Below are 20,593 nucleotides of genomic sequence, written 5' to 3' on the forward strand. Positions count from 1 at the left end.
GCAAGGTCATGAAGACAACAATCACATTAGCCTCGCTGTTTCGCCCTGCGTTGATCGCCGCAGCTCTGGCAATGGCGTTGCCAGGTTATGCCGCCGTCCCCAAAGATATGCTGGTGATCGGCAAAGCGGCCGATCCGCAAACCCTCGACCCGGCGGTCACTATCGACAACAACGACTGGACGGTGACCTATCCCTCTTATCAGCGCCTGGTGCAGTACAAAACGGAGGGCGGCAAAGGCTCAACTGAGGTGGAAGGCGATCTGGCAAGCGGCTGGAAAGCCTCTGACGATCAAAAAGAGTGGACCTTCACGCTCAATAAAGAGGCCAAATTTGCGGATGGCACACCGGTGACCGCCGAGGCGGTGAAGCTCTCTTTTGAGCGTCTGTTGAAGATTGGTCAGGGACCCGCGGAAGCCTTCCCGAAAGATTTGAAAGTGGAAGCACTTGACGATCATACGGTGAAATTTACGCTGACTCAGCCCTTTGCGCCGTTCCTGTATACGCTGGCTAACGATGGCGCCTCCATCATCAACCCGGCGGTGTTGAAAGAGAATGCGGCGGACGATGCGCGCGGTTTTCTGGCGCAGAACACGGCGGGTTCCGGACCCTTTATGCTGAAAAGCTGGCAGAAAGGCCAGCAATTGATCCTGGTGCCAAACCCCCATTACGCTGGCGCGAAACCGGCGTTTAAACGTGTCTCGGTGAAAATCATTGGTGAAAGCGCCTCCCGTCGCCTGCAACTGTCGCGTGGGGACATTGATATCGCAGATGCCCTACCGGTTGATCAGCTCACCGCCTTAAAACAGGAAGGCAACGTGACGGTGGCCGAGTATCCGTCATTGCGGGTGACGTATCTCTATCTCAACAACAGTAAAGCGCCGTTGAATCAGGTCGATTTACGCCGCGCTATCTCCTGGTCAACAGACTATCCGGGCATGGTGAACGGCATTCTGAGCGGTAACGGCAAGCAGATGCGCGGGCCGATTCCGGAAGGCATGTGGGGCTATGATGCCAATGCGATGCAATACAGTACAGACGAGGCAAAAGCCAAAGCCGCGTGGGAGAACGTTGCCGCCAAACCGAAGACCCTCAGTTTCCTCTACTCGGATAACGATCCGAACTGGGAACCGATCGCCCTCGCGACCCAGGCCAGTCTCAGTAAGCTGGGTATCAACGTGAAACTGGAAAAACTGGCGAATGCCACCATGCGCGACCGCGTCGGCAAAGGGGATTATGACATTGCGATTGGTAACTGGAGCCCGGATTTCGCCGACCCCTATATGTTCATGAACTACTGGTTTGAATCCGATAAGAAAGGATTGCCGGGCAACCGCTCATTCTATGAAAACGCCGACGTCGACAAACTGCTGCATAGCGCGCTGGCCACCACCGACCAGACGGCGAGGACCAAGGATTACCAACAGGCGCAAACCATCGTAATTGACGAGGCTGCTTACGTTTATCTGTTCCAGAAAAACTACCAGTTGGCGATGAACAAAGAGGTCAAAGGCTTTGTATTCAACCCGATGCTGGAACAGGTGTTCAATATTTCTACGATGAGCAAATAAGCCACGTTGATGCGGAGCCGTACTGGCTCCGCAAGGGGAAGCCAATGACTTTCTGGTCCATTTTACGTCAGCGCTGCTGGGGACTCGTCCTGGTGGTCGCTGGGGTTTGCGTGATTACCTTTATTATTTCGCACCTGATTCCTGGCGACCCTGCGCGCCTGCTGGCAGGCGATCGCGCCAGCGACGAGATTGTGGAGAATATTCGCCAGCAGTTAGGGCTTAACCAGCCGCTGTATATCCAGTTCTTTCGCTATGTGAGCGATCTCTTTCATGGCGATCTGGGCACCTCTATTCGTACCGGACGCCCGGTGATGGACGAACTGCGCGTCTTCTTCCCCGCCACGCTGGAACTGGCGTTTTGCTCGCTGCTGCTGGCGTTGGTTATCGGCATTCCGCTGGGCATTTTATCCGCCGTATGGCGCAACCGTTGGCTGGATCATCTGGTGCGTCTGATGGCCATTACCGGTATTTCAACCCCGGCATTCTGGCTGGGGCTTGGCGTGATTGTGCTGTTTTACGGTCATCTGCAAATTTTGCCCGGCGGCGGACGGCTTGATGACTGGCTGGACCCGCCGAATCACGTCACCGGGTTTTATCTGATCGACGCCCTGCTGGAAGGCAATGGCGAGGTCTTTTTCAATGCGCTGCAACACCTGGTTTTACCCGCCCTGACCCTCGCCTTTGTGCATCTGGGCATTGTGGCGCGCCAAATTCGCTCCGCGATGCTGGAACAACTGAGCGAGGATTATATTCGTACCGCGCGCGCCAGCGGCCTGCCTGGCTGGTACATCGTGCTGTGTTATGCGCTGCCTAACGCGTTGATCCCGTCAATTACCGTTCTGGGACTGGCGTTGGGCGATTTGCTCTATGGCGCGGTACTCACCGAAACGGTGTTTGCCTGGCCGGGGATGGGCGCATGGGTCGTGACCTCAATTCAGGCGCTCGACTTCCCCGCCGTCATGGGCTTTGCCGTGGTGGTCTCTTTTGCTTACGTGCTGGTGAATCTGCTCGTGGATTTACTCTACCTGTGGATCGATCCCCGTATTGGTCGCGGAGGTGCTGAATGATGTTAACCGAGGAAACGCAGACGCCACCGCAAACTACCCGCCGTCGCACCGACTGGGCGAAGCTGTGGTGGTTGATCAAAGGCAGTCCGCTGACGCTGATTGGCGGCGTCATTATTGTTCTGATGCTGCTGTTGATGGTGCTTTCGCCGTGGGTCACGCCCTATAACCCGAACGCCATCGATTTAACCGCCCGTCTGCTGCCGCCTTCTGCCAGCCACTGGTTTGGCACCGATGAAGTCGGACGCGATCTGTTCAGTCGTGTCCTGGTGGGCAGCCAGCAGTCTATCGTTGCTGGTCTGGTGGTGGTCGGTATTGCGGGTGGCATTGGTTCGCTGCTCGGCTGTTTATCGGGCGTGATGGGAGGGCGAGCCGATGCCGTCATCATGCGCATGATGGATATTATGTTGTCGATTCCCTCGCTGGTACTCACCATGGCGCTGGCGGCCGCCCTCGGTCCCAGTCTGTTTAATGCCATGATGGCGATCGCTATTGTCCGTATCCCGTTTTATGTGCGCCTCGCGCGCGGACAAACGCTGGTTGTCCGTCAGTACGCCTATGTGCAGGCGGCACGAACCTATGGCGCATCACGCTGGCACCTGATCAGCTGGCATATTTTGCGCAATTCGCTGCCGCCGCTGATTGTTCAGGCTTCGCTGGATATCGGCAGCGCGATTCTGATGGCCGCGACGCTGGGCTTTATTGGCCTCGGCGCACAACAGCCGAGTGCAGAATGGGGAGCGATGGTGGCGATTGGCCGTAATTATGTTCTCGACCAGTGGTGGTATTGCGCCTTCCCCGGCGCGGCGATCCTCATCACCGCCGTGGGATTTAATCTGTTTGGCGACGGTATTCGCGATCTGCTGGACCCCAAAGCCGGAGGAAAACAGTCATGACGCAACCCGTACTGGAAATTGAAGATCTGCATTTGAGTTTTCCGGGTTATAAAAGCGAGGTTCATGCGCTGAACCGGGTGTCGTTGCATATTCAGCGTGGCGAAATTGTTGGCGTGGTTGGTGAGTCGGGCTCCGGTAAATCGGTGACCGCGATGCTGGCGATGCGTTTGTTGCCGGAAGGCAGTTATCGCATTCATCAGGGACGCGTCTCGTTACTGGGTGAAGATGTTCTGAACGCCAGTGAAAAACAGATGCGCCAGTGGCGTGGCGCGCGGGTGGCGATGATTTTCCAGGAGCCGATGACCGCACTGAACCCGACCCGACGCATTGGGCAACAGATGGTGGAAGTGATCCGCCACCACCAGCCAATGCGCCGTTACGATGCGCGACAGAAAGCCGTCGCTCTGCTGGAAGAGATGCAAATCCCGGACGCCGCTCAGGTGATGTCGCGATATCCGTTTGAGCTTTCCGGTGGTATGCGCCAGCGTGTGATGATAGCACTGGCCTTCTCCTGCGAGCCGGAACTGATCATCGCCGATGAGCCCACTACCGCGCTGGATGTGACAGTTCAACTTCAGGTGTTGCGCTTGCTCAAACATAAAGCGCGCGCCAGCGGCACTGCCGTGCTGTTTATCAGCCATGATATGGCGGTGGTATCGCAACTGTGCGACAGGCTGTATGTCATGTATGCCGGCAGCGTTATCGAAAGCGGCCCGACGGAACAGGTGATTCGCCATCCCACGCATCCTTACTCTATCGGTTTGTTGAAATGCGCCCCGGAACACGGTTTGCCTCGTGAACCGCTGCCCGCGATCCCCGGAACGGTACCGAATCTCACCCATTTACCCACCGGATGCGCCTTTCGCGAGCGCTGTTTCGCCGCAGGACAGCAGTGTGATGTTATCCCGCCGATGCGCCGCACAGGCGACACGACGCAGCAATCTGCCTGCTGGTATCCGCAACTGGAGACAACGCATGTCTGATATTTTACTGGCGCTACAGGATGTGCACGTCAATTTCCCGGCCCGCAGCAACTGGCTGGGGCGCGTCACCGAACGGGTTCACGCCCTGAACGGACTGGATTTGCAGATCCGCGAAGGCGAAACCCTCGGCATTGTGGGAGAGTCCGGCTGCGGCAAAAGCACGCTGGCGCAGCTGTTGATGGGGATGCTGAAACCCAGTCAGGGGCAATGCTCCCGGGGGCGTGGATCAAACAAAGGGATGCAGATGGTGTTTCAGGACCCGCTCTCCTCGCTCGACCCCCGATTGCCGATCTGGCGGATCATCACCGAACCGGTCTGGATCCAAAAACACAACAGCGAGCGGGAACGTCGCGCACTGGCAGAAGAGCTGGCGCTGTTGGTGGGCATTCGTCCGGAGTATCTCGACCGTCTTCCCCATGCGTTTTCCGGCGGACAACGCCAGCGTATCGCTATCGCGCGGGCGCTCTCCTCTGAGCCGGATGTGATTGTGCTGGATGAACCCACGTCGGCGCTGGATATCTCCGTACAGGCGCAAATCCTCAATCTGCTGGTTTCTCTCCAGGCCCGCAGAAACCTGACCTATGTGTTGATTTCACATAACGTTTCGGTGGTCAGGCACATGAGCGATCGCGTCGCGGTGATGTATCTCGGGCAAATTGTTGAACTGGGTGATGCCCGGCAAGTGTTAACTTCGCCCGCGCATCCCTATACGCGGTTGTTGCTTGATTCGGTTCCTAAAACAGGCGCGCCGCTGGCGGAAGATCTCGTATTGCGTAAAACCGAGCTTCCCGGCAATCGCACCCTGCCGCAGGGCTGTTTTTTTCGCGACCGTTGCCCGTTAGCGACGCAGGGATGCGAGAAAAAGCAGGCGCTACTTCCGCAAGAGTCGGGGCGTGATGTGCGCTGTTGGCGGGCGCTTGAGGATCGTTGATGCCCGCTCTGCGTCAGGCGTTGTAGGCCTTTTTCAGGGTTTCCATCAGCGCCTGGGCCGCCGTTGACAGTTTTTGATGCGCCGCGCACAGCACCCCCACCCGACGCTCGATCACCGGGCCGTCGAGATCCAGACAGGTCGCACCCAGTTCAGTCATTTGGGTGCGGCATAACGCCGGTACCGCGCTGCCACCTAACCCGTTCGCCACCAGCCGCCCGATAGTCACCAGTTGGTGGCTTTCGAGCGCCACTTCCAGCGGTCGACCGCTTTGCGCCAGCTTCTCTTCTAACATCAGGCGAACTGCAGAAGGACGCTGCAACGCAATGAAATCGAGACTCAGCAGCTCTCGCCAGCAAATGCGTTCACGGGTGGCCAGTTTACTGTCGGGCGGAACAATGGCGATAAAGCGATCCATCCCCAGCGGCGTAAAATGGAGGTGCCCGGAAAACTCCGGTTCAAACGCAATGCCCATCTCCACCCGCCCCTCACTGACCATCTCAATCACCTGTTCATTGATCACATCGTGGACGGTGACATTGATCCCGGAATAGCGATCGCGAAAGGTTTTCAGTACCGGCGGTAAAACATTCGCAGCAAATGACGGCATGGCGGCAACGGAGACTTTCCCACGCTGTAGGGTAAACCGCTGACGCATCGCCTCCTCGGTGTTTTCCCAGTCGGCGAGCAGCTGTCGCGCCATCGTCAGAAACGTTTCCCCTTCCTGCGTTAGCGTGACTTTGCGGGTCGTTCGCAACAGGAGCGCCCCGCCAAGCGCCTCTTCCAGCCCTTTAATGGCCAGACTCAGTGCGGGCTGCGACATATTCAGCCGGTCACTGGCATGAGCAAAATTAAGAGTGTGAGCTACCGCTAAAAACGCGCGTAACTGTTTGATGCTCATTCTCATTTTTCTTCTCTTTAACCTATTGAATACGTTTAATTAACATTAAATTGATAAAAAAACCAAATGAGTGAGTCACAAATTTAAAATTAACAAATTATTTTTCGCCCCTAATGATGTCGGCAAGGTTAACAGGAGGGGCAAGTGTATGGCTGGACTGGATAAACGGGTTGCCACCTATAAAGAGGCACTGGAAGGACTGACCGACAACATGACGCTGCTGGCGGGCGGGTTTGGTTTATGCGGCATTCCGGAGAACCTGATCGAGGAGGTTCGCCGCCGGGGTGTTCAGGGGTTAACGGTGGTGTCGAATAACTGCGGCGTGGACGGTTTTGGGCTTGGCGTCCTGCTGGACAACCGCCAGGTACGCAAAGTCGTTGCCTCGTATGTTGGTGAAAATGCGCTGTTCGAAAAACAGGTATTGAGCGGCGAGCTGGATGCCGTGCTGACACCGCAAGGCACGCTGGCAGAGCAATTGCGTGCTGGCGGTGCGGGCATTCCCGCCTTCTTTACCGCCACCGGCTACGGTACGCCCGTCGCTGAAGGTAAAGAGGTGCGTGAATTTGACGGTCGTCCTTACATCATGGAACGGGCGATCACCGGTGATTTCGCGTTGGTTAAAGGCTGGAAGGCCGACTGGTACGGGAACGTGATTTACCGCCATACCGCGCAAAACTTCAATCCCTTAATGGCGGCCGCCGGGCGAATCACGGTGGTGGAAGTTGAAGAGATTGTCCCTCCCGGTGAGCTTGATCCCGCCGCCATCCATACCCCCGGTATTTTCGTCAACCGCATTATCCAGGGGCATTTCGAGAAACGTATCGAACAACGCACCCTGCGAGCCCAAGGAGTCTGACCATGTTAACGCGTGAACAAATGGCGATGCGTGTCGCCCGCGAACTGCGCGACGGTTACTACGTTAATCTGGGGATTGGCATCCCTACGCTGGTCGCGAACTACATTCCCGACGGTATGGACGTGATGTTGCAGTCAGAAAACGGTTTGCTGGGTATGGGGGCATTTCCGACCGAAATGGAACTCGACGCCGACATGATCAATGCCGGGAAGCAGACCGTGACGGCCCGCAAAGGGGCGGCGATTTTCGACTCGGCGCAGTCGTTCGCCATGATCCGTGGCGGTCACGTCGATCTGACGGTGCTCGGCGCGTTTGAGGTCGACGTCAACGGCAGCATCGCCTCGTGGATGATCCCCGGCAAGATGGTGAAAGGAATGGGCGGCGCAATGGATTTGGTTGCCGGCGCCGAGAATATCATCGTCGTCATGACCCACGCCTCCAAAAACGGCGAATCCAAATTACTGCCCGCCTGCACCCTGCCGCTGACCGGCGTGGGATGTATCAAACGTGTTCTGACTGACCTGGCGTTGCTCGACATCGCCGATGGCGCGTTCATTCTGCGTGAACGGGCCCCTGGCGTCAGCGTGGAAGAAATCATTGAGAAAACCGCAGGCAAGCTGATCGTTGCGGATCGGGTTCCTGAAATGCACTTTGCCTGAGGAGAACATCATGCAGGACGTCGTTATTGTCGCGGCAACGCGGACACCGATTGGCAGTTTTCATGGCGCACTGGCGCCCCTTTCCGCTGTTGAACTCGGCGCGGCGGTCATTAAGGCCTTGCTGGAGAAAACTGCCGTCTCGCCTGAACTGATTGATGAAGTGATTTTTGGTCAGGTACTCACCACCGGCAGCGGACAAAACCCCGCCAGACAGAGTGCGTTAAACGCCGGTTTACCCGTCACAACCCCCGCCGTGACCGTCAATCTGGTCTGCGGCTCCGGGCTAAAAGCGGTACAGCAGGCGGCGCAAGCGATTCGTTGCGGCGATGCGGAAATCGTCATTGCCGGGGGACAGGAAAGCATGAGCAATGCCCCCTATTTTCTCGACGGCGCCCGCGCCGGATTACGCCTGGGTCACACCAGTCTGAAAGACAGCGTGGTGCATGATGGCTTATGGGACGCCTTCAACGATTACCATATGGGCATTACCGCCGAAAATCTGGCGGAAAGGTTCGCCATTAGCCGGGAGCGCCAGGACGCCTTCGCCCTGCGCTCGCAGAAACAGGCGGCCGCCGCGATGGAATCCGGGCGCTTTGTCGCGGAAATCACCCCGGTGAGCGTTCCGCAGGGCAAAAAACCGCCGCGTCTGGTCACTGCCGATGAACAACCAAGACCGGACACCGCCGCCGAAAAACTGGCACAGCTCAAACCGGCGTTTCGCCCGGGAACCGGCACCGTCACGGCGGGAAATGCCTCTTCTCTCAACGACGGCGCGGCGGCGGTGATGGTGATGAGCGCACGTAAAGCACAAGCGCTGAATCTGCCGGTTCTCGCACGCATCTCCGGTTATGCGGTTTCCGGCGTTGACCCGTCAATCATGGGGATCGGTCCGGTGAATGCCAGTATTGAGTGCTTGTCCCGTGCGGGCTGGGCGCTTAATGACGTTGACCTTATTGAAGCCAATGAAGCCTTTGCCGCCCAGGCACTGGCGGTCGGCGATTCGCTGCAATGGGACAGTGACAAGGTCAACGTCAACGGCGGCGCGATTGCGCTGGGCCATCCTATCGGCGCATCCGGCTGCCGTATTCTGGTGACGTTGCTGCACGAAATGGCGCGCCGTGATGTTGCTAAAGGGCTGGCGACGCTGTGCGTCGGCGGCGGCCAGGGCGTGGCGCTGGCGGTGGAACGCGCAACGGGGGCCCATCATGCAAAGTAACCACTTCGCCGTCCTCGGGGCGGGATTGATGGGCGTCGGGATTGCCACCCACTTTGCCCGTTATGGGCATGAAGTCTGGCTGTTTGATACCGATAGCACCAGAATTGCCGAAATTAGCGCCGTTGCAGGATCAATTCTTGATGAGCTGATCGCCACCGGGCAGTTTTCGCCCGAGCATAAAACGGCGGTGATTCGCCGACTGAAAGGCACCACTACGCTGCAGGATGTTGCCTCCTCGCAGGTTCTGGTAGAGGCCATTCCTGAGCGGCTCGAGCTTAAACATGCGCTGTATGCACAGCTGGAAGCGTGCATCGGTCCCGACACGGTGATCGCCAGCAATACCAGCGGTTTGCCGCCGGACGCGCTGGCCGCGCCCCTGAAGCACCCTGAGCGCTTGCTGATTGCCCATTTCTGGCATCCTCCCCACTTTATCCCGCTGGTCGAAATTGTGCCCGGCACCGCCACCCGGCCTGAGCTGACGGGCTGGCTGCAACATCTCCTGCTCGACATGCAGCTGGAAGCGGTGGTGCTCGATCGCGCTGCGCCTGGGTTTGTCGGTAATCGTCTGCAATTCGCCCTGCTGCGTGAAGCACTGCATATCGTGAAGAGTGGGATCGCCAGCGCAGAAGTGGTTGATCAGGTGATGCGCGCGTCGTTAGGTCGCCGTTACGCCATGGTGGGACCGCTCGAGGCCGCAGACATGACCGGTCTTGCCACGGTGCAGGATATCTGTCGGCATCTGCTGCCTGAACTGGCAACCGGCAGCGACATGCTGTCGCTGGTCACGGAAAAAGTGGCACGTGGTGAGACTGGCCTACGCAGCGGTCAGGGATTTTATCGTTGGGATGACGCCCGTAAGGAGTACATCCAACAGCGTCGGGAGCATCAACTGCGCTTTGCCTTAAAGCCGTAACTTCTCTTTCTGTACCCCACTATAACAATGATACTGAGGAGTCTTGATGAGTGTGTTAATCGCCCTGGCCGCGTTAGGCCTGCTAATGCTGGCAGCCTATCGTGGATACAGCGTCATCCTGTTTGCCCCCATCGCGGCATTAGGCGCTGTTCTGTTGACGGATCCGAGCGCCGTTGGCCCGACCTTTACCGGTTTATTCATGGAGAAAATGGTCGGCTTTGTAAAACTCTACTTCCCCGTCTTCTTACTGGGCGCCGTGTTTGGCAAGTTGATCGAACTGTCTGGTTTTTCCCGCTCGATTGTCGCCGCGGCAATCAACATTCTGGGCCGGCGCCACGCCATTCCGGTGATTGTGCTGGTCTGCGCGCTGCTGACCTACGGCGGGGTGTCACTCTTTGTGGTAGCGTTTGCGGTGTATCCGTTTGCCGCAGAACTGTTCAGACAAAGCAATATTCCTAAACGCCTGATCCCGGCAACGGTGGCGCTGGGGGCGTTTTCCTTCACGATGGATGCCCTGCCGGGAACGCCGCAGATCCAGAACATTATCCCGACCAGCTTTTTTGGCACCAATGCCTGGGCGGCGCCCTGGCTCGGATTAATTGGCTCGCTGTTTATCATCTGCGTCGGGCTTTTTTATCTGGAACGCCAGCGTCGCAAAGCGCAGGCGAAAAACGAAGGGTACGGTAGCAACCTGCTCAATGAGCCGGAAACGCCGGATAATATTAATCTGCCGAACCCGATCATTGCGATTTCGCCACTGATTCTGGTGGGGGTGTTTAACCTGTTGTTTACCCGCTGGATCCCGCAGTGGTACGGTGCGACGCATCAGCTGGAACTGCCTGGCCTTGCCAAGCCGATCACCACTGAAGTGGGCAAAATCACCGCTATTTGGGCCGTTGAAGCGGCGCTGATTTCCGGGATCATCCTGGTGGTGGTGTTCGGTTATCGCAATATTCATGGCCGCATGGCGGAAGGCAGTAAAACCGCGGTTGGCGGCGCCATTCTGGCGGCAATGAATACGGCATCAGAATACGGTTTCGGTGCTGTTATCGCCGCCCTGCCAGGTTTTCTGGTGTTGTCGAAAGCGCTGGCGGCGATTCCCGATCCGCTACTCAACGAAGCCATTAGCGTCACCACGCTTGCCGGGATCACCGGCTCGGCATCGGGTGGGATGAGTATCGCCCTGGCCGCGATGTCCGACACCTTTATTGCGGCGGCGAACGCGGCGAACATTCCGCTGGAAGTGCTACACCGCGTGGCCTCAATGGCCAGTGGCGGTATGGACACGCTGCCGCACAACGGGGCGGTGATTACGCTGCTGGCGATCACCGGATTGAGTCATCGTCAGGCTTACGGCGGGATTTTTGCCATCACCGTGATTAAAAGTCTGGCCGTACTGTTTGTTATCGGCGTCTTTTACGCCACCGGCATTGTCTGAGGAGAATCATGATGAATTTACACGGTAAAACCGCTCTGGTTACCGGTTCCACCAGCGGTATTGGTTTAGGGATTGCGCAGGTGCTCGCAAAAGCAGGCGCTAACATTATTCTTAATGGTTTTGGCGATATTGAGGCGGCAAAAGATCGCGTGGCGCAATACGGCACCACGCCGGGCTATCATGGCGCCGATCTCAGTGATGAAACACAAATCGCCGACATGATGCGCTACGCGCAAAGCGAGTTTGGCGGCGTGGATATTCTCATCAACAACGCCGGGATCCAGCATGTTTCCCCTGTCGAGACCTTTCCGGTGGAGAAATGGAACGCCATCATTGCGATTAATCTCTCGTCCGTGTTCCACACCACGCGACTGGCGCTGCCGGGGATGCGCGAGCGTAACTGGGGACGGATCATTAATATTGCCTCGGTGCATGGACTGGTGGCGTCGAAAGAGAAATCCGCCTATGTCGCGGCAAAACACGGGGTGGTGGGACTGACCAAAACCACCGCGCTGGAAACAGCGCAAAGCGGCGTCACCTGTAACGCGCTCTGTCCTGGCTGGGTGTTGACGCCGTTAGTGCAGCAGCAAATCGACAAACGGATTGCCGACGGCGCAGCGCCGGAAAGCGCCCGCGATGCGCTGCTCGCAGAAAAACAGCCTTCCCGTGAGTTTGTCACCCCAGAACAGCTTGGCGAGCTGACGCTCTTTTTATGTTCCGAAGGGGCAGCCCAGGTGCGCGGCGTGGCGTGGAATATGGATGGTGGCTGGGTCGCACAGTAAATCTTGTTACCTTTACCGGCCTGGGCGATCGCAGGCCGGTAAGCGCAACGGGGTCAGTTACGGTGTTAACTGTAACTGATAATCAAGGGTAATTTCTGCCTTCAATACCTGAGATACCGGGCACCCGGCCTTCGCTTTCTGGATAATCCCGTCAAAGGTCGACGCATCAATACCGGGCACCACCACCACGCTGTTGAGCGCAATTTTGGTGATCGCAAAACCAGCATCCACTTTATCCAGTGAGACATCTGCCGTGGTATCGATTGAGGTTGGCGTAAACCCGGCCTCTCCCAGCATCAACGAAAGTGCCATCGAGAAACAGGCCGCATGCGCGGCGCCAATCAGCTCTTCCGGGTTGGTGCCTTTAACGCCTTCAAAGCGTGTGTTAAACCCGTAAGGCTGCTGGTTCAGCACGCCGCTTTCGGTTGAAACGGTGCCTTTTCCGCGTTTGATGTCGCCTTCCCAGTGTGCCTGACCTTTCTTATGGATTGTCATTGCTACTCTCCTTAATTGTCGTCGGGATAACAAGTATAGGACGCCTGTACGCAAAGCGGATAGATAAGAGAACGTTCTGAATTACCGCTTAAACATTGACCTTTCAGATAAAATAGTCGACCATCCAGTAAGCCGTTTTCGCTGAGAACGGCGTTCTATGGGGTTGTATTTCGTCCGACATCGCGCGGGCTCATCCTTGAAACCATTAGCAGGATTAAGGAGTTAGAATGAAATCGAACCGTCAGGCCCGTCATATTCTTGGACAGGACCACAAAATCTCCAATCAACGTAAAACCGTGACCGAAGGCGACAAAACCAGCGTGGTCAACAATCCAACCGGAAGAAAACGCCGCGCTGACAGCAACTAGTCCCCGCCTGTGTTGATATGACGACAAACACCATTGCCACCGCAATGGTGTTTTTGCTTATAAAACCCCTCTATCCATACACAATGCTTTATAATCTGTGCCCGATTCCCTGGCGGCAAGGCAACATATGAAGATAAACGACAATGCCAGGGTCGGTAATTCAAAAAAGAGTGAGTGACATGGACATCAAAACCAAGAAACCGCGTTCCCTTTACATCCCCTACGCTGGCCCTGTACTGCTTGAATTTCCTCTCCTGAACAAAGGCAGCGCATTCAGTGCGGAAGAGCGTCGTAACTTCAACCTGCTGGGGTTACTACCGGAAGTCGTCGAAACGATTGAAGAACAGGCCGAACGCGCCTGGATCCAGTACCAGGGATTCAAAGCTGAAATCGACAAACACATTTACCTGCGCAACATTCAGGATACCAACGAAACCCTGTTCTACCGACTGGTGCATAACCATCTCGATGAGATGATGCCGGTCATCTACACCCCAACGGTCGGTGCCGCCTGTGAGCGTTTCTCTGAGATCTATCGTCGTTCGCGCGGCGTGTTTATCTCTTACCAGAACCGCCACAACATGGACGATATCCTGCAAAACGTCCCGAATCACAATATCAAAGTGATCGTGGTCACTGACGGTGAGCGTATTCTGGGTCTGGGCGACCAGGGAATTGGCGGTATGGGTATTCCCATCGGTAAATTGTCGCTGTACACCGCCTGTGGCGGGATCAGTCCGGCGTACACCCTCCCGGTGGTGCTGGATGTCGGCACCAATAACCAGCAACTGCTGAACGATCCGCTCTACATGGGCTGGCGTAACCCGCGTATCACCGACGATGAGTACTATGAATTTGTCGATGACTTCATCCAGGCGGTGAAGCAACGCTGGCCGGACGTGCTGTTGCAGTTCGAAGATTTTGCCCAGAAAAACGCGATGCCGTTACTCAACCGCTATCGTGATGAAATTTGCTCTTTCAACGATGATATCCAGGGGACTGCTGCGGTCACCGTCGGCACGCTCATTGCGGCCAGCCATGCTGCGGGTAGCCAGTTAAGTGAGCAAAAAATCGTCTTCCTCGGTGCCGGTTCCGCAGGTTGTGGGATTGCCGAGCAGATAGTTGCGCAGATCCAGCGCGAAGGATTGAGCGAAGAAGCCGCTCGCCAGCGCGTGTTTATGGTGGATCGCTTTGGTCTGTTAACCGACCAGATGCCTAACCTGCTGCCATTCCAGACCAAACTGGTGCAAAAACGTGAAAATCTGCACCAGTGGGATACGCAAAACGACGTGCTCTCCCTGCTTGATGTGGTGAGAAATGTGAAGCCGGATATTTTGATCGGCGTTTCCGGTCAGACGGGGCTGTTTACCGAAGAGATCATTCGCGAGATGCACAAGCATTGTCCGCGTCCGATCGTGATGCCGTTGTCTAACCCGACCTCTCGCGTGGAAGCCACACCGCAGGACATCATCGCCTGGACGGAAGGTAGCGCGTTGGTGGCGACGGGCAGTCCGTTCGCCCCGGTGGTGTGGAAAGATAAAACCTATCCTATCGCCCAGTGTAATAACGCCTATATCTTCCCGGGTATCGGTCTGGGCGTGATCGCCGCAGGCGCGTCACGTATTACCGACGAGATGCTGATGTCGGCCAGTGAAACGTTAGCGAAATATTCGCCGATGGTACTCAACGGTGAAGGACTGGTTTTACCGGAGTTGAAAGATATCCAGGCTGTGTCGCGCGCCATTGCGTTTGCCGTCGGCAAAATGGCCCAGCAACAGGGTGTCGCGGTGAAAACCTCCGCCGAGGCGCTGCAACAGGCTATCGACGATAACTTCTGGCAGGCGGAATATCGCGATTACCGCCGTACGTCCATCTAACTACCCCTATAGCCCGGCGGCGCAATGCTTGCCGGGTTATTCTCCCGCCGATGTTTACAGTGGCGAAATTCCCTCTTTGTGCTTACACTTTCACCACCCATTAACATTCGGAAAATAAAAGGAGGATACTTATGCTGTACTGTGAACGTTTCATCGCTTCACATACATTAGGCGATCGTCAGTGCTCAAGCGTTATCGATATCGTGCTGCGATAACTTCGGCTTGAGCGAAGCGACTTTCTCTTTCCCCTTCTCTCGGGCTTACCGGGTTATCGTCAGCGATGTTTGACGAGGCGTTTTCACGCCTGTAACTCTTGAGTAAGCAGCAATGAGCACTTTATTAACCGCACAATCTTTACACGTTGATACGGCGTTTGGCCCGATATTCTGTGATCTCACCTTTACGCTGAAAAAAGGCGATCGTATAGGGCTTATCGGCGACAACGGCTGTGGCAAAAGCACACTGCTAAAAATTCTCGACGGCAGCGAAACGCCAACCTCAGGCACTGTTGCTCTGGCCAGTCACTGTCATCTCGCCCGTGTTGAACAACATTTGCCGTCTGACATTCTCTCGTTACCCCTGCGGGAAGCGCTGTTGGCGCAGCTGCCGGAACGCGAGCGCCTCAGCCAGCAATGGCAGGCGGAGTCATTACTCGCGGAAATGGGTTTTACTGCAGAGGAGTTGTCACTGTCAGCGCAAGTGCTGAGTGGCGGACAGCATACGCGTCTGTTACTGGCCCGCGCGTTGATGCACCGTCCTGACCTGCTGTTACTGGACGAACCTGGCAACCACTTGGATCTCCCTACCTTATTGTGGCTGGAGCAGTTCTTACAACGCTGGTCAGGCAGTTTCGTGGTGGTCTCGCATGATCCTAATCTGTTGGATGCGGTCACTAACGGCACCTGGATCCTGCGCGATCGTCGCCTGCACGCGTTCGCGCTGCCCTGTAGCGCGGCGAGACAAGCATTAGCGGACGCGGATGTCAGTGATGCGCTGCGCCACAAAGCAGAGCAAAAAGAGATCGACAGAGTCACCGCCAGCGCCAAACGGCTGGCGAACTGGGGACGGGTTTATGACAACGAAGATTTGTCCCGCAAAGCGAAGCAGATGGAAAAACAGGTTTCCCGTCTGAAAGCCGTGCAGACAGACGTCACGGCAGGAAGTCAGTGGTCACTAACATTACAGGGTGATAGCGTCCGCGCTGATCGCCTGCTGGAGATGAACGACCTGTCCGTGTCACCGGCGGCGGAAACCCCAGTGCTGTTTTCTGTTCCGGGGGCGCGGCTAAAAAGCGGTGACCGGGTGGCGATTGTCGGGCGTAACGGCTGCGGAAAATCATCGCTGCTCCGGCTTCTCTGGCAGCAGTTTCAGTCTCAGCAGGACAATGCGAATGTGTCTCTGCACCCTCGCGTCTCACTGGGCTATTACGATCAAACGCTACAGCAGCTCGCAGATAATGATTCGTTGTTTGATGCGCTTGAACCGTTTGCCCCACAGCCAGACGTACGCAAGATGGCGCTAATTGGCGCGGGGTTTCCCTGGAACCGTCATCAGCAGCAGGTCAAAACGTTAAGCGGCGGCGAGCGCTCACGGTTATTGTTTGTGGGATTGTCGCTGGCGCGGTTTAGCCTGCTGATGCTTGACGAGCCGACTAACCATCTGGATATGGATGGGAAAGAGGCGCTGGCGCAAACCCTGCAAACCTTCAGCGGCGGCGTATTGCTGGTGAGTCATGACCGACAGTTGATCAGCCAAAGCTGTAACCGCTTCTGGTTTATTGAACGGGGTGTGTTGAGCGAATGGCACGATCTCGAGGCGATCAACTCGCGGATTCGGGAAACGGCTGTTACGTGGCCAACGGCGACTATCACGGCTCAGGCATCGGCGAATCCCCTCCCGGATGACAGCGATAGCCTGCTGGAAAAGCTGTTGCTGCTGGAACAGCAATTAGCGAATGACCTGGCGCGTAAGCCAAAGCATCAGAAGCCACATTTGCAGGCGCAATGGCGTCAGGAAATCGACGCGCTGATTTTGCGGCTAGAATAAGCATGACATCAGGGCACCGGCCAGGTGCCCTTTCTTACCTGTCTCGTCAAGCTATTAATATTAGTATTTATTATGCTTTGACAGGCCCGTTGGCGGTAAAAACAGGCCAGAACAGGGAAATAATCGTGCTTCACACTTGCATATATCATCAGAAAAATTAATCCTTACGAGGTAGAGGATAATAAGACTCACTCGCTTTACTCGCTATGCAGTTCACCATCATGATAAGGAGAAGACTATGAAGGCTGCTGTTGTCACTAAAGATCATCAGGTTGATATCACTGAGAAAACGCTACGCTCGCTGCAACACGGTGAAGCGCTTCTGAAAATGGAGTGCTGTGGTGTGTGTCATACCGATCTCCATGTTAAAAACGGCGATTTTGGCGACAAAACCGGCGTCATTCTGGGACATGAAGGCATTGGCGTTGTCACTGCCGTTGGGCCAGGCGTGACCTCCCTTAAGCCAGGCGATCGCGCAAGCGTGGCATGGTTCTTTGAAGGATGTGGTCACTGTGAATACTGTAACAGCGGCAACGAGACGCTGTGCCGGAGCGTCAAAAACGCAGGTTACAGCGTTGATGGCGGTATGGCTGAAGAGTGCATCGTGGTAGCGGATTATGCGGTGAAAGTGCCGGATGGTCTGGAATCCGCCGCAGCAAGCAGCATTACCTGTGCGGGCGTCACCACCTATAAAGCCGTGAAAATCTCGAAGATCAAACCCGGTCAGTGGATTGCTATCTACGGACTTGGCGGTCTGGGCAACCTGGCGCTGCAGTATGCGAAAAACGTCTTTAACGCCAAAGTGATTGCCATCGACGTGAACGACGAACAGCTGAAACTCGCCAAAGAAATGGGTGCCGATCTGGTCATCAATTCACGCACTGATGATGCGGCGAAAATCGTGCAGGAGAAAACGGGCGGCGCACACGCAGCGGTGGTGACTGCCGTTGCGAAAGCGGCGTTTAACTCTGCCGTCGATGCTGTCCGTGCTGGCGGTCGTGTGGTTGCCGTTGGCCTGCCGCCGGAAGCCATGAGTCTGGATATTCCACGCCTGGTGCTGGACGGTATTCAGGTGGTCGGTTCGCTGGTGGGTACGCGTCAGGATCTGACCGAAGCGTTCCAGTTTGCCGCAGAAGGCAAAGTGGTGCCTAAAGTGGCCCTGCGTCCGCTCGGCGACATCAACGCTATCTTTAAAGAGATGGAACAAGGCCAGATTCGTGGCCGTATGGTGATTGATTTCCGCCGTTAATCGGTAAACGGCGACGGCTTTATTGCTCGTCGCCGTTTGTTTTGCGAAGCGCTTTCCACAAACCTCCTCTCCTGCTTCCTCTTTAAACGAGTTCCCCACAAAATTTCGACAATCGTAGCGAATGTTGTTGCGTCACACGGAACAATAATGATAGCGTTCCTCCTGAAGGAACAAGGATGATTTGGATGATCATGAGCTTCAGACACAAGGGATTGCGTGACTTGTTTCTTCATGGGCGTACGTCAGGCGTTCTGGCAACGCAGGTAAAACGATTGCGTCACCGTCTCGCTGTTATTGATGCCGCCTGCCATATTAACGATATCGACATGCCTGGCTACAGGCTGCACCCGTTGAGCGGCGATCGTGATGGCGTTTGGGCGATATCGGTCTCGGGGAACTGGCGAATAACCTTTGAGTTCGTCAATGGCGATGCATACATACTGGATTACGAGGACTATCACGCATGAAAATGGCAAATCATCCCCGCCCGGGGGAGATTATCCAGGAGGCGCTGAACGAACTTAACGTCAGTCTGCGCGAATTTGCCAGAGCAATGGACATTGCTCCCTCTACAGCAAGCCGGTTGCTAACCGGAAAAGCGGCGCTAACCCCAGAAATGGCGATTAAGCTCTCCGTGGTGATCGGCAGTTCACCGCAAATGTGGCTGAATCTGCAAACCGCCTGGAGTCTGACAGAAGCCGAAAAAACCGTTGATATTTCAAGGCTACGCCATCTGGCAACGCAATAACTCATCTGATGAAAAAAATGGCGCCTTTTTCAGCGCCATTTTTATTGTACAGAGTCAAAAGAGATTATAACCCTTCTTCACTCTCTTTTTTGGCTTCGGCTTTCTCGACGTCGCGATACCAGCGCGGATGGTGTTTCTTCGCCCAGCGACGGCTGACTTTCCCTTCGACCATGCCTTTGATCGAACCTTTCACCCAGAATGCCATATACATATGGATGAGGATGGCGTGCATCAGAATAATGCCCGCTGCCGCATGGATCAGCAGGCTGTAACGCACTACCTGCATCGGGAAGAACTGCGCAAAGTACGGACGCCAGATGATGACGCCGGTGACCAGCAGAACGAAAATCATGCTCATGATCGACCAGAACATCATTTTCTGCCCGGCGTTGTACTTACCCACGTCCGCCACTTTGTGTTCATTGCCCTTCAGCACTTCCACAATATTTTTCAGCCACGGAATGTCTTTCTTATCCGGGATGTTGTGTTGTACAAAACGAAAGAACATAAACATCAGCGCAACGAAGATCGCGATGCCGAAGAACGGGTGCAGAATGCGCCCCATCTGCGGCGTACCGAAGGTTTGCGTCAGCCATTGCAGCGTCGGGAAGAAAAACGAAATTCCCGACAGCGCCACCAGGAAGAAACAGATCACCACCGTCCAGTGACAGGCGCGGTCGATAAATTTCGTGCGCACTATCATTTTTGACTTACTCATGATGATCCTCCTCTTCGTCGTCCACTTCTTTGTTCGGGCCGATACCAATGTAGTGGTAAATCAGTCCGGCGAAAGTGGCGATAAACCCAGCTGCCGCCAACGGCTTCAACGCCCCTTTCCACAGGTTGATTGAGGTGTCGACTTTCGGGTCCTTCGGCAAACCGTGATACAACTCTGGCTGGTTAGCATGATGCAGTACATACATCACGTGAGTCCCACCCACACCCTGTGGGTTATAAACACCGGCATGTTCATACCCGCGTGCTTTGAGTTTTTCCACGCGCTGCTCGGCCATTTCCAGCATCTCTTGCTTAGTGCCGAAATGAATCGCCCCCGTCGGGCACGTTTTCACGCACGCTGGCTCCTGGCCGACACTGACGCGATCGACGCAGAGCGTACATTTGTAGACGCGGTTATCCTCTTTATTGAGGCGCGGTACATTAAACGGACACCCGGCAATGCAGTAGCCACAGCCAATGCAGTGTTCAGACTGAAAATCGACAATCCCGTTAGCGTACTGGATGATTGCCCCGGCAGACGGGCACGCCTTCAGGCAGCCCGGATCTTCACAGTGCATACAGCCGTCTTTACGGATCAACCACTCCAGCTTGCCGTTTTGCTCGGTTTCGCTAAAGCGCATCACCGTCCAGGATTTCGCGCTCAGATCGGCAGGGTTGTCATACACCCCCACACAATGCCCAACCTCATCGCGAATGTCGTTCCACTCCGAGCATGCCACCTGGCAGGCTTTACAGCCTATGCAGGTGGAAACGTCGATCAGTTTGGCGACCTCAGCCTTGTAATCACGCGCCTGGGGAGGCGGCGTGATGGCGTTTGTTGCGGACCGTTTGATGATGTCCTGCGTTTCCAAAGACATATGTTCGCCTC

General features: G+C 55.7%; 21 protein-coding genes. 17 read left to right on the forward strand and 4 right to left on the reverse strand.

Annotated elements, in window-relative coordinates:
- Window positions 1-8 precede the first annotated feature (8 nt).
- The 5 genes from AC07UY_RS16280 to AC07UY_RS16300 are packed head-to-tail and all read left to right on the forward strand — an operon-like array spanning window position 9 to window position 5,442.
- Complete coding sequence (locus AC07UY_RS16280; RefSeq protein ID WP_494701568.1) at window positions 9-1,568, forward strand: ABC transporter substrate-binding protein; 1,560 nt, start codon at window positions 9-11, stop codon at window positions 1,566-1,568.
- 44 nt (window positions 1,569-1,612) lie between these two features.
- On the forward strand, window positions 1,613-2,635 hold the full coding sequence (locus tag AC07UY_RS16285) for an ABC transporter permease (protein ID WP_494701569.1): 1,023 nt from the start codon (window positions 1,613-1,615) through the stop codon (window positions 2,633-2,635).
- Window positions 2,632-3,528, forward strand: coding sequence for a D,D-dipeptide ABC transporter permease (ddpC, locus tag AC07UY_RS16290; protein ID WP_494660159.1), 897 nt, complete (start codon window positions 2,632-2,634; stop codon window positions 3,526-3,528). The genes AC07UY_RS16285 and ddpC overlap by 4 nt, the downstream gene beginning before the upstream one ends.
- On the forward strand, window positions 3,525-4,511 hold the full coding sequence (locus AC07UY_RS16295; RefSeq protein WP_494660158.1) for an ABC transporter ATP-binding protein: 987 nt from the start codon (window positions 3,525-3,527) through the stop codon (window positions 4,509-4,511). The genes ddpC and AC07UY_RS16295 overlap by 4 nt, the downstream gene beginning before the upstream one ends.
- Entirely contained in the window at window positions 4,504-5,442 is a 939-nt protein-coding gene (locus AC07UY_RS16300; RefSeq protein ID WP_203357841.1) for an oligopeptide/dipeptide ABC transporter ATP-binding protein, read from the forward strand. The genes AC07UY_RS16295 and AC07UY_RS16300 overlap by 8 nt, the downstream gene beginning before the upstream one ends.
- Before the next feature lie 13 nt (window positions 5,443-5,455).
- On the opposite strand, the gene AC07UY_RS16305 is transcribed toward AC07UY_RS16300, so the two are convergent.
- Complete coding sequence (locus AC07UY_RS16305) at window positions 5,456-6,346, reverse strand: LysR family transcriptional regulator (RefSeq protein ID WP_203357840.1); 891 nt, start codon at window positions 6,344-6,346, stop codon at window positions 5,456-5,458.
- Window positions 6,347-6,488: 142 nt separating this feature from the next.
- Here AC07UY_RS16305 and AC07UY_RS16310 point away from each other — a divergent pair, with 142 nt between their 5' ends.
- Genes AC07UY_RS16310 through AC07UY_RS16335 form a run of 6 tightly spaced genes read left to right on the forward strand, consistent with a single transcriptional unit; the run spans window position 6,489 to window position 12,204 of the window.
- Complete coding sequence (locus tag AC07UY_RS16310; RefSeq protein ID WP_494660156.1) at window positions 6,489-7,196, forward strand: CoA transferase subunit A; 708 nt, start codon at window positions 6,489-6,491, stop codon at window positions 7,194-7,196.
- Between the two features lie 2 nt (window positions 7,197-7,198).
- Window positions 7,199-7,855 (forward strand): CoA transferase subunit B, encoded by a 657-nt coding sequence (locus AC07UY_RS16315; RefSeq protein ID WP_494660155.1) that lies wholly within the window; start codon window positions 7,199-7,201, stop codon window positions 7,853-7,855.
- Between the two features lie 10 nt (window positions 7,856-7,865).
- A complete protein-coding gene (locus AC07UY_RS16320; protein WP_494701570.1) occupies window positions 7,866-9,071 on the forward strand; it encodes an acetyl-CoA C-acetyltransferase in 1,206 nt (401 codons plus the stop codon).
- A complete protein-coding gene (locus tag AC07UY_RS16325) occupies window positions 9,061-9,984 on the forward strand; it encodes a 3-hydroxyacyl-CoA dehydrogenase family protein (protein WP_494701571.1) in 924 nt (307 codons plus the stop codon). Before AC07UY_RS16320 ends, AC07UY_RS16325 begins: the two co-directional genes overlap by 11 nt.
- A gap of 43 nt (window positions 9,985-10,027) precedes the next feature.
- Window positions 10,028-11,422 carry a GntP family permease gene (locus AC07UY_RS16330; protein WP_490467596.1) on the forward strand — a complete coding sequence of 465 codons (1,395 nt, stop codon included), beginning with the start codon at window positions 10,028-10,030 and terminating at the stop codon, window positions 11,420-11,422.
- 11 nt (window positions 11,423-11,433) lie between these two features.
- The gene (locus tag AC07UY_RS16335; RefSeq protein WP_203361276.1) at window positions 11,434-12,204 is read left to right on the forward strand and encodes a 3-hydroxybutyrate dehydrogenase; all 771 of its coding nucleotides are present in this window, start codon (window positions 11,434-11,436) and stop codon (window positions 12,202-12,204) included.
- Window positions 12,205-12,261: 57 nt separating this feature from the next.
- On the opposite strand, the gene osmC is transcribed toward AC07UY_RS16335, so the two are convergent.
- A complete protein-coding gene (gene osmC / locus AC07UY_RS16340; RefSeq protein WP_192612216.1) occupies window positions 12,262-12,699 on the reverse strand; it encodes a peroxiredoxin OsmC in 438 nt (145 codons plus the stop codon).
- Window positions 12,700-12,926: 227 nt separating this feature from the next.
- Here osmC and sra point away from each other — a divergent pair, with 227 nt between their 5' ends.
- The 6 genes from sra (at window position 12,927) to AC07UY_RS16370 (ending at window position 18,987) form a co-directional block, all read left to right on the forward strand.
- On the forward strand, window positions 12,927-13,067 hold the full coding sequence (gene sra / locus AC07UY_RS16345; protein WP_203357834.1) for a stationary-phase-induced ribosome-associated protein: 141 nt from the start codon (window positions 12,927-12,929) through the stop codon (window positions 13,065-13,067).
- A gap of 179 nt (window positions 13,068-13,246) precedes the next feature.
- The gene (maeA, locus tag AC07UY_RS16350; RefSeq protein ID WP_494701572.1) at window positions 13,247-14,944 is read left to right on the forward strand and encodes a malate dehydrogenase; all 1,698 of its coding nucleotides are present in this window, start codon (window positions 13,247-13,249) and stop codon (window positions 14,942-14,944) included.
- A gap of 327 nt (window positions 14,945-15,271) precedes the next feature.
- Window positions 15,272-16,990: an ABC-F family ATP-binding cassette domain-containing protein gene (locus AC07UY_RS16355; RefSeq protein ID WP_494701573.1), complete on the forward strand. Its 1,719-nt coding sequence runs from the start codon at window positions 15,272-15,274 to the stop codon at window positions 16,988-16,990.
- Between the two features lie 238 nt (window positions 16,991-17,228).
- Window positions 17,229-18,239 carry an alcohol dehydrogenase AdhP gene (gene adhP / locus AC07UY_RS16360; protein ID WP_203361180.1) on the forward strand — a complete coding sequence of 337 codons (1,011 nt, stop codon included), beginning with the start codon at window positions 17,229-17,231 and terminating at the stop codon, window positions 18,237-18,239.
- A gap of 185 nt (window positions 18,240-18,424) precedes the next feature.
- Entirely contained in the window at window positions 18,425-18,706 is a 282-nt protein-coding gene (locus AC07UY_RS16365) for a type II toxin-antitoxin system RelE/ParE family toxin (protein ID WP_494701611.1), read from the forward strand.
- Entirely contained in the window at window positions 18,703-18,987 is a 285-nt protein-coding gene (locus AC07UY_RS16370) for a HigA family addiction module antitoxin (RefSeq protein ID WP_203361179.1), read from the forward strand. Before AC07UY_RS16365 ends, AC07UY_RS16370 begins: the two co-directional genes overlap by 4 nt.
- 64 nt (window positions 18,988-19,051) lie before the next feature.
- On the opposite strand, the gene fdnI is transcribed toward AC07UY_RS16370, so the two are convergent.
- Both fdnI and fdnH read right to left on the reverse strand, forming a co-directional pair.
- Entirely contained in the window at window positions 19,052-19,705 is a 654-nt protein-coding gene (gene fdnI, locus AC07UY_RS16375; RefSeq protein ID WP_162382270.1) for a formate dehydrogenase-N subunit gamma, read from the reverse strand.
- The gene (gene fdnH, locus AC07UY_RS16380; protein ID WP_192612223.1) at window positions 19,698-20,582 is read right to left on the reverse strand and encodes a formate dehydrogenase N subunit beta; all 885 of its coding nucleotides are present in this window, start codon (window positions 20,580-20,582) and stop codon (window positions 19,698-19,700) included. Before fdnH ends, fdnI begins: the two co-directional genes overlap by 8 nt.
- Window positions 20,583-20,593 lie beyond the last annotated feature (11 nt).

The sequence above is a fragment of the Citrobacter sp. GW821-FHT02E08 genome, from assembly GCF_059421685.1.

Coding starts and splice junctions, on each gene's coding strand:
- adhP (WP_203361180.1), top strand. CDS start 17,229: ATGAAGGCTGCTGTTGTCACTAAAGATCATCAGGTTGATATCACTGAG.
- AC07UY_RS16310 (WP_494660156.1), top strand. CDS start 6,489: ATGGCTGGACTGGATAAACGGGTTGCCACCTATAAAGAGGCACTGGAA.
- AC07UY_RS16365 (WP_494701611.1), top strand. CDS start 18,425: ATGATCATGAGCTTCAGACACAAGGGATTGCGTGACTTGTTTCTTCAT.
- osmC (WP_192612216.1), bottom strand. CDS start 12,699: ATGACAATCCATAAGAAAGGTCAGGCACACTGGGAAGGCGACATCAAA.
- AC07UY_RS16280 (WP_494701568.1), top strand. CDS start 9: ATGAAGACAACAATCACATTAGCCTCGCTGTTTCGCCCTGCGTTGATC.
- AC07UY_RS16335 (WP_203361276.1), top strand. CDS start 11,434: ATGAATTTACACGGTAAAACCGCTCTGGTTACCGGTTCCACCAGCGGT.
- maeA (WP_494701572.1), top strand. CDS start 13,247: ATGGACATCAAAACCAAGAAACCGCGTTCCCTTTACATCCCCTACGCT.
- fdnH (WP_192612223.1), bottom strand. CDS start 20,582: ATGTCTTTGGAAACGCAGGACATCATCAAACGGTCCGCAACAAACGCC.
- AC07UY_RS16285 (WP_494701569.1), top strand. CDS start 1,613: ATGACTTTCTGGTCCATTTTACGTCAGCGCTGCTGGGGACTCGTCCTG.
- sra (WP_203357834.1), top strand. CDS start 12,927: ATGAAATCGAACCGTCAGGCCCGTCATATTCTTGGACAGGACCACAAA.
- AC07UY_RS16295 (WP_494660158.1), top strand. CDS start 3,525: ATGACGCAACCCGTACTGGAAATTGAAGATCTGCATTTGAGTTTTCCG.
- AC07UY_RS16325 (WP_494701571.1), top strand. CDS start 9,061: ATGCAAAGTAACCACTTCGCCGTCCTCGGGGCGGGATTGATGGGCGTC.
- AC07UY_RS16300 (WP_203357841.1), top strand. CDS start 4,504: ATGTCTGATATTTTACTGGCGCTACAGGATGTGCACGTCAATTTCCCG.
- ddpC (WP_494660159.1), top strand. CDS start 2,632: ATGATGTTAACCGAGGAAACGCAGACGCCACCGCAAACTACCCGCCGT.
- fdnI (WP_162382270.1), bottom strand. CDS start 19,705: ATGAGTAAGTCAAAAATGATAGTGCGCACGAAATTTATCGACCGCGCC.
- AC07UY_RS16305 (WP_203357840.1), bottom strand. CDS start 6,346: ATGAGAATGAGCATCAAACAGTTACGCGCGTTTTTAGCGGTAGCTCAC.
- AC07UY_RS16355 (WP_494701573.1), top strand. CDS start 15,272: ATGAGCACTTTATTAACCGCACAATCTTTACACGTTGATACGGCGTTT.
- AC07UY_RS16320 (WP_494701570.1), top strand. CDS start 7,866: ATGCAGGACGTCGTTATTGTCGCGGCAACGCGGACACCGATTGGCAGT.
- AC07UY_RS16315 (WP_494660155.1), top strand. CDS start 7,199: ATGTTAACGCGTGAACAAATGGCGATGCGTGTCGCCCGCGAACTGCGC.
- AC07UY_RS16370 (WP_203361179.1), top strand. CDS start 18,703: ATGAAAATGGCAAATCATCCCCGCCCGGGGGAGATTATCCAGGAGGCG.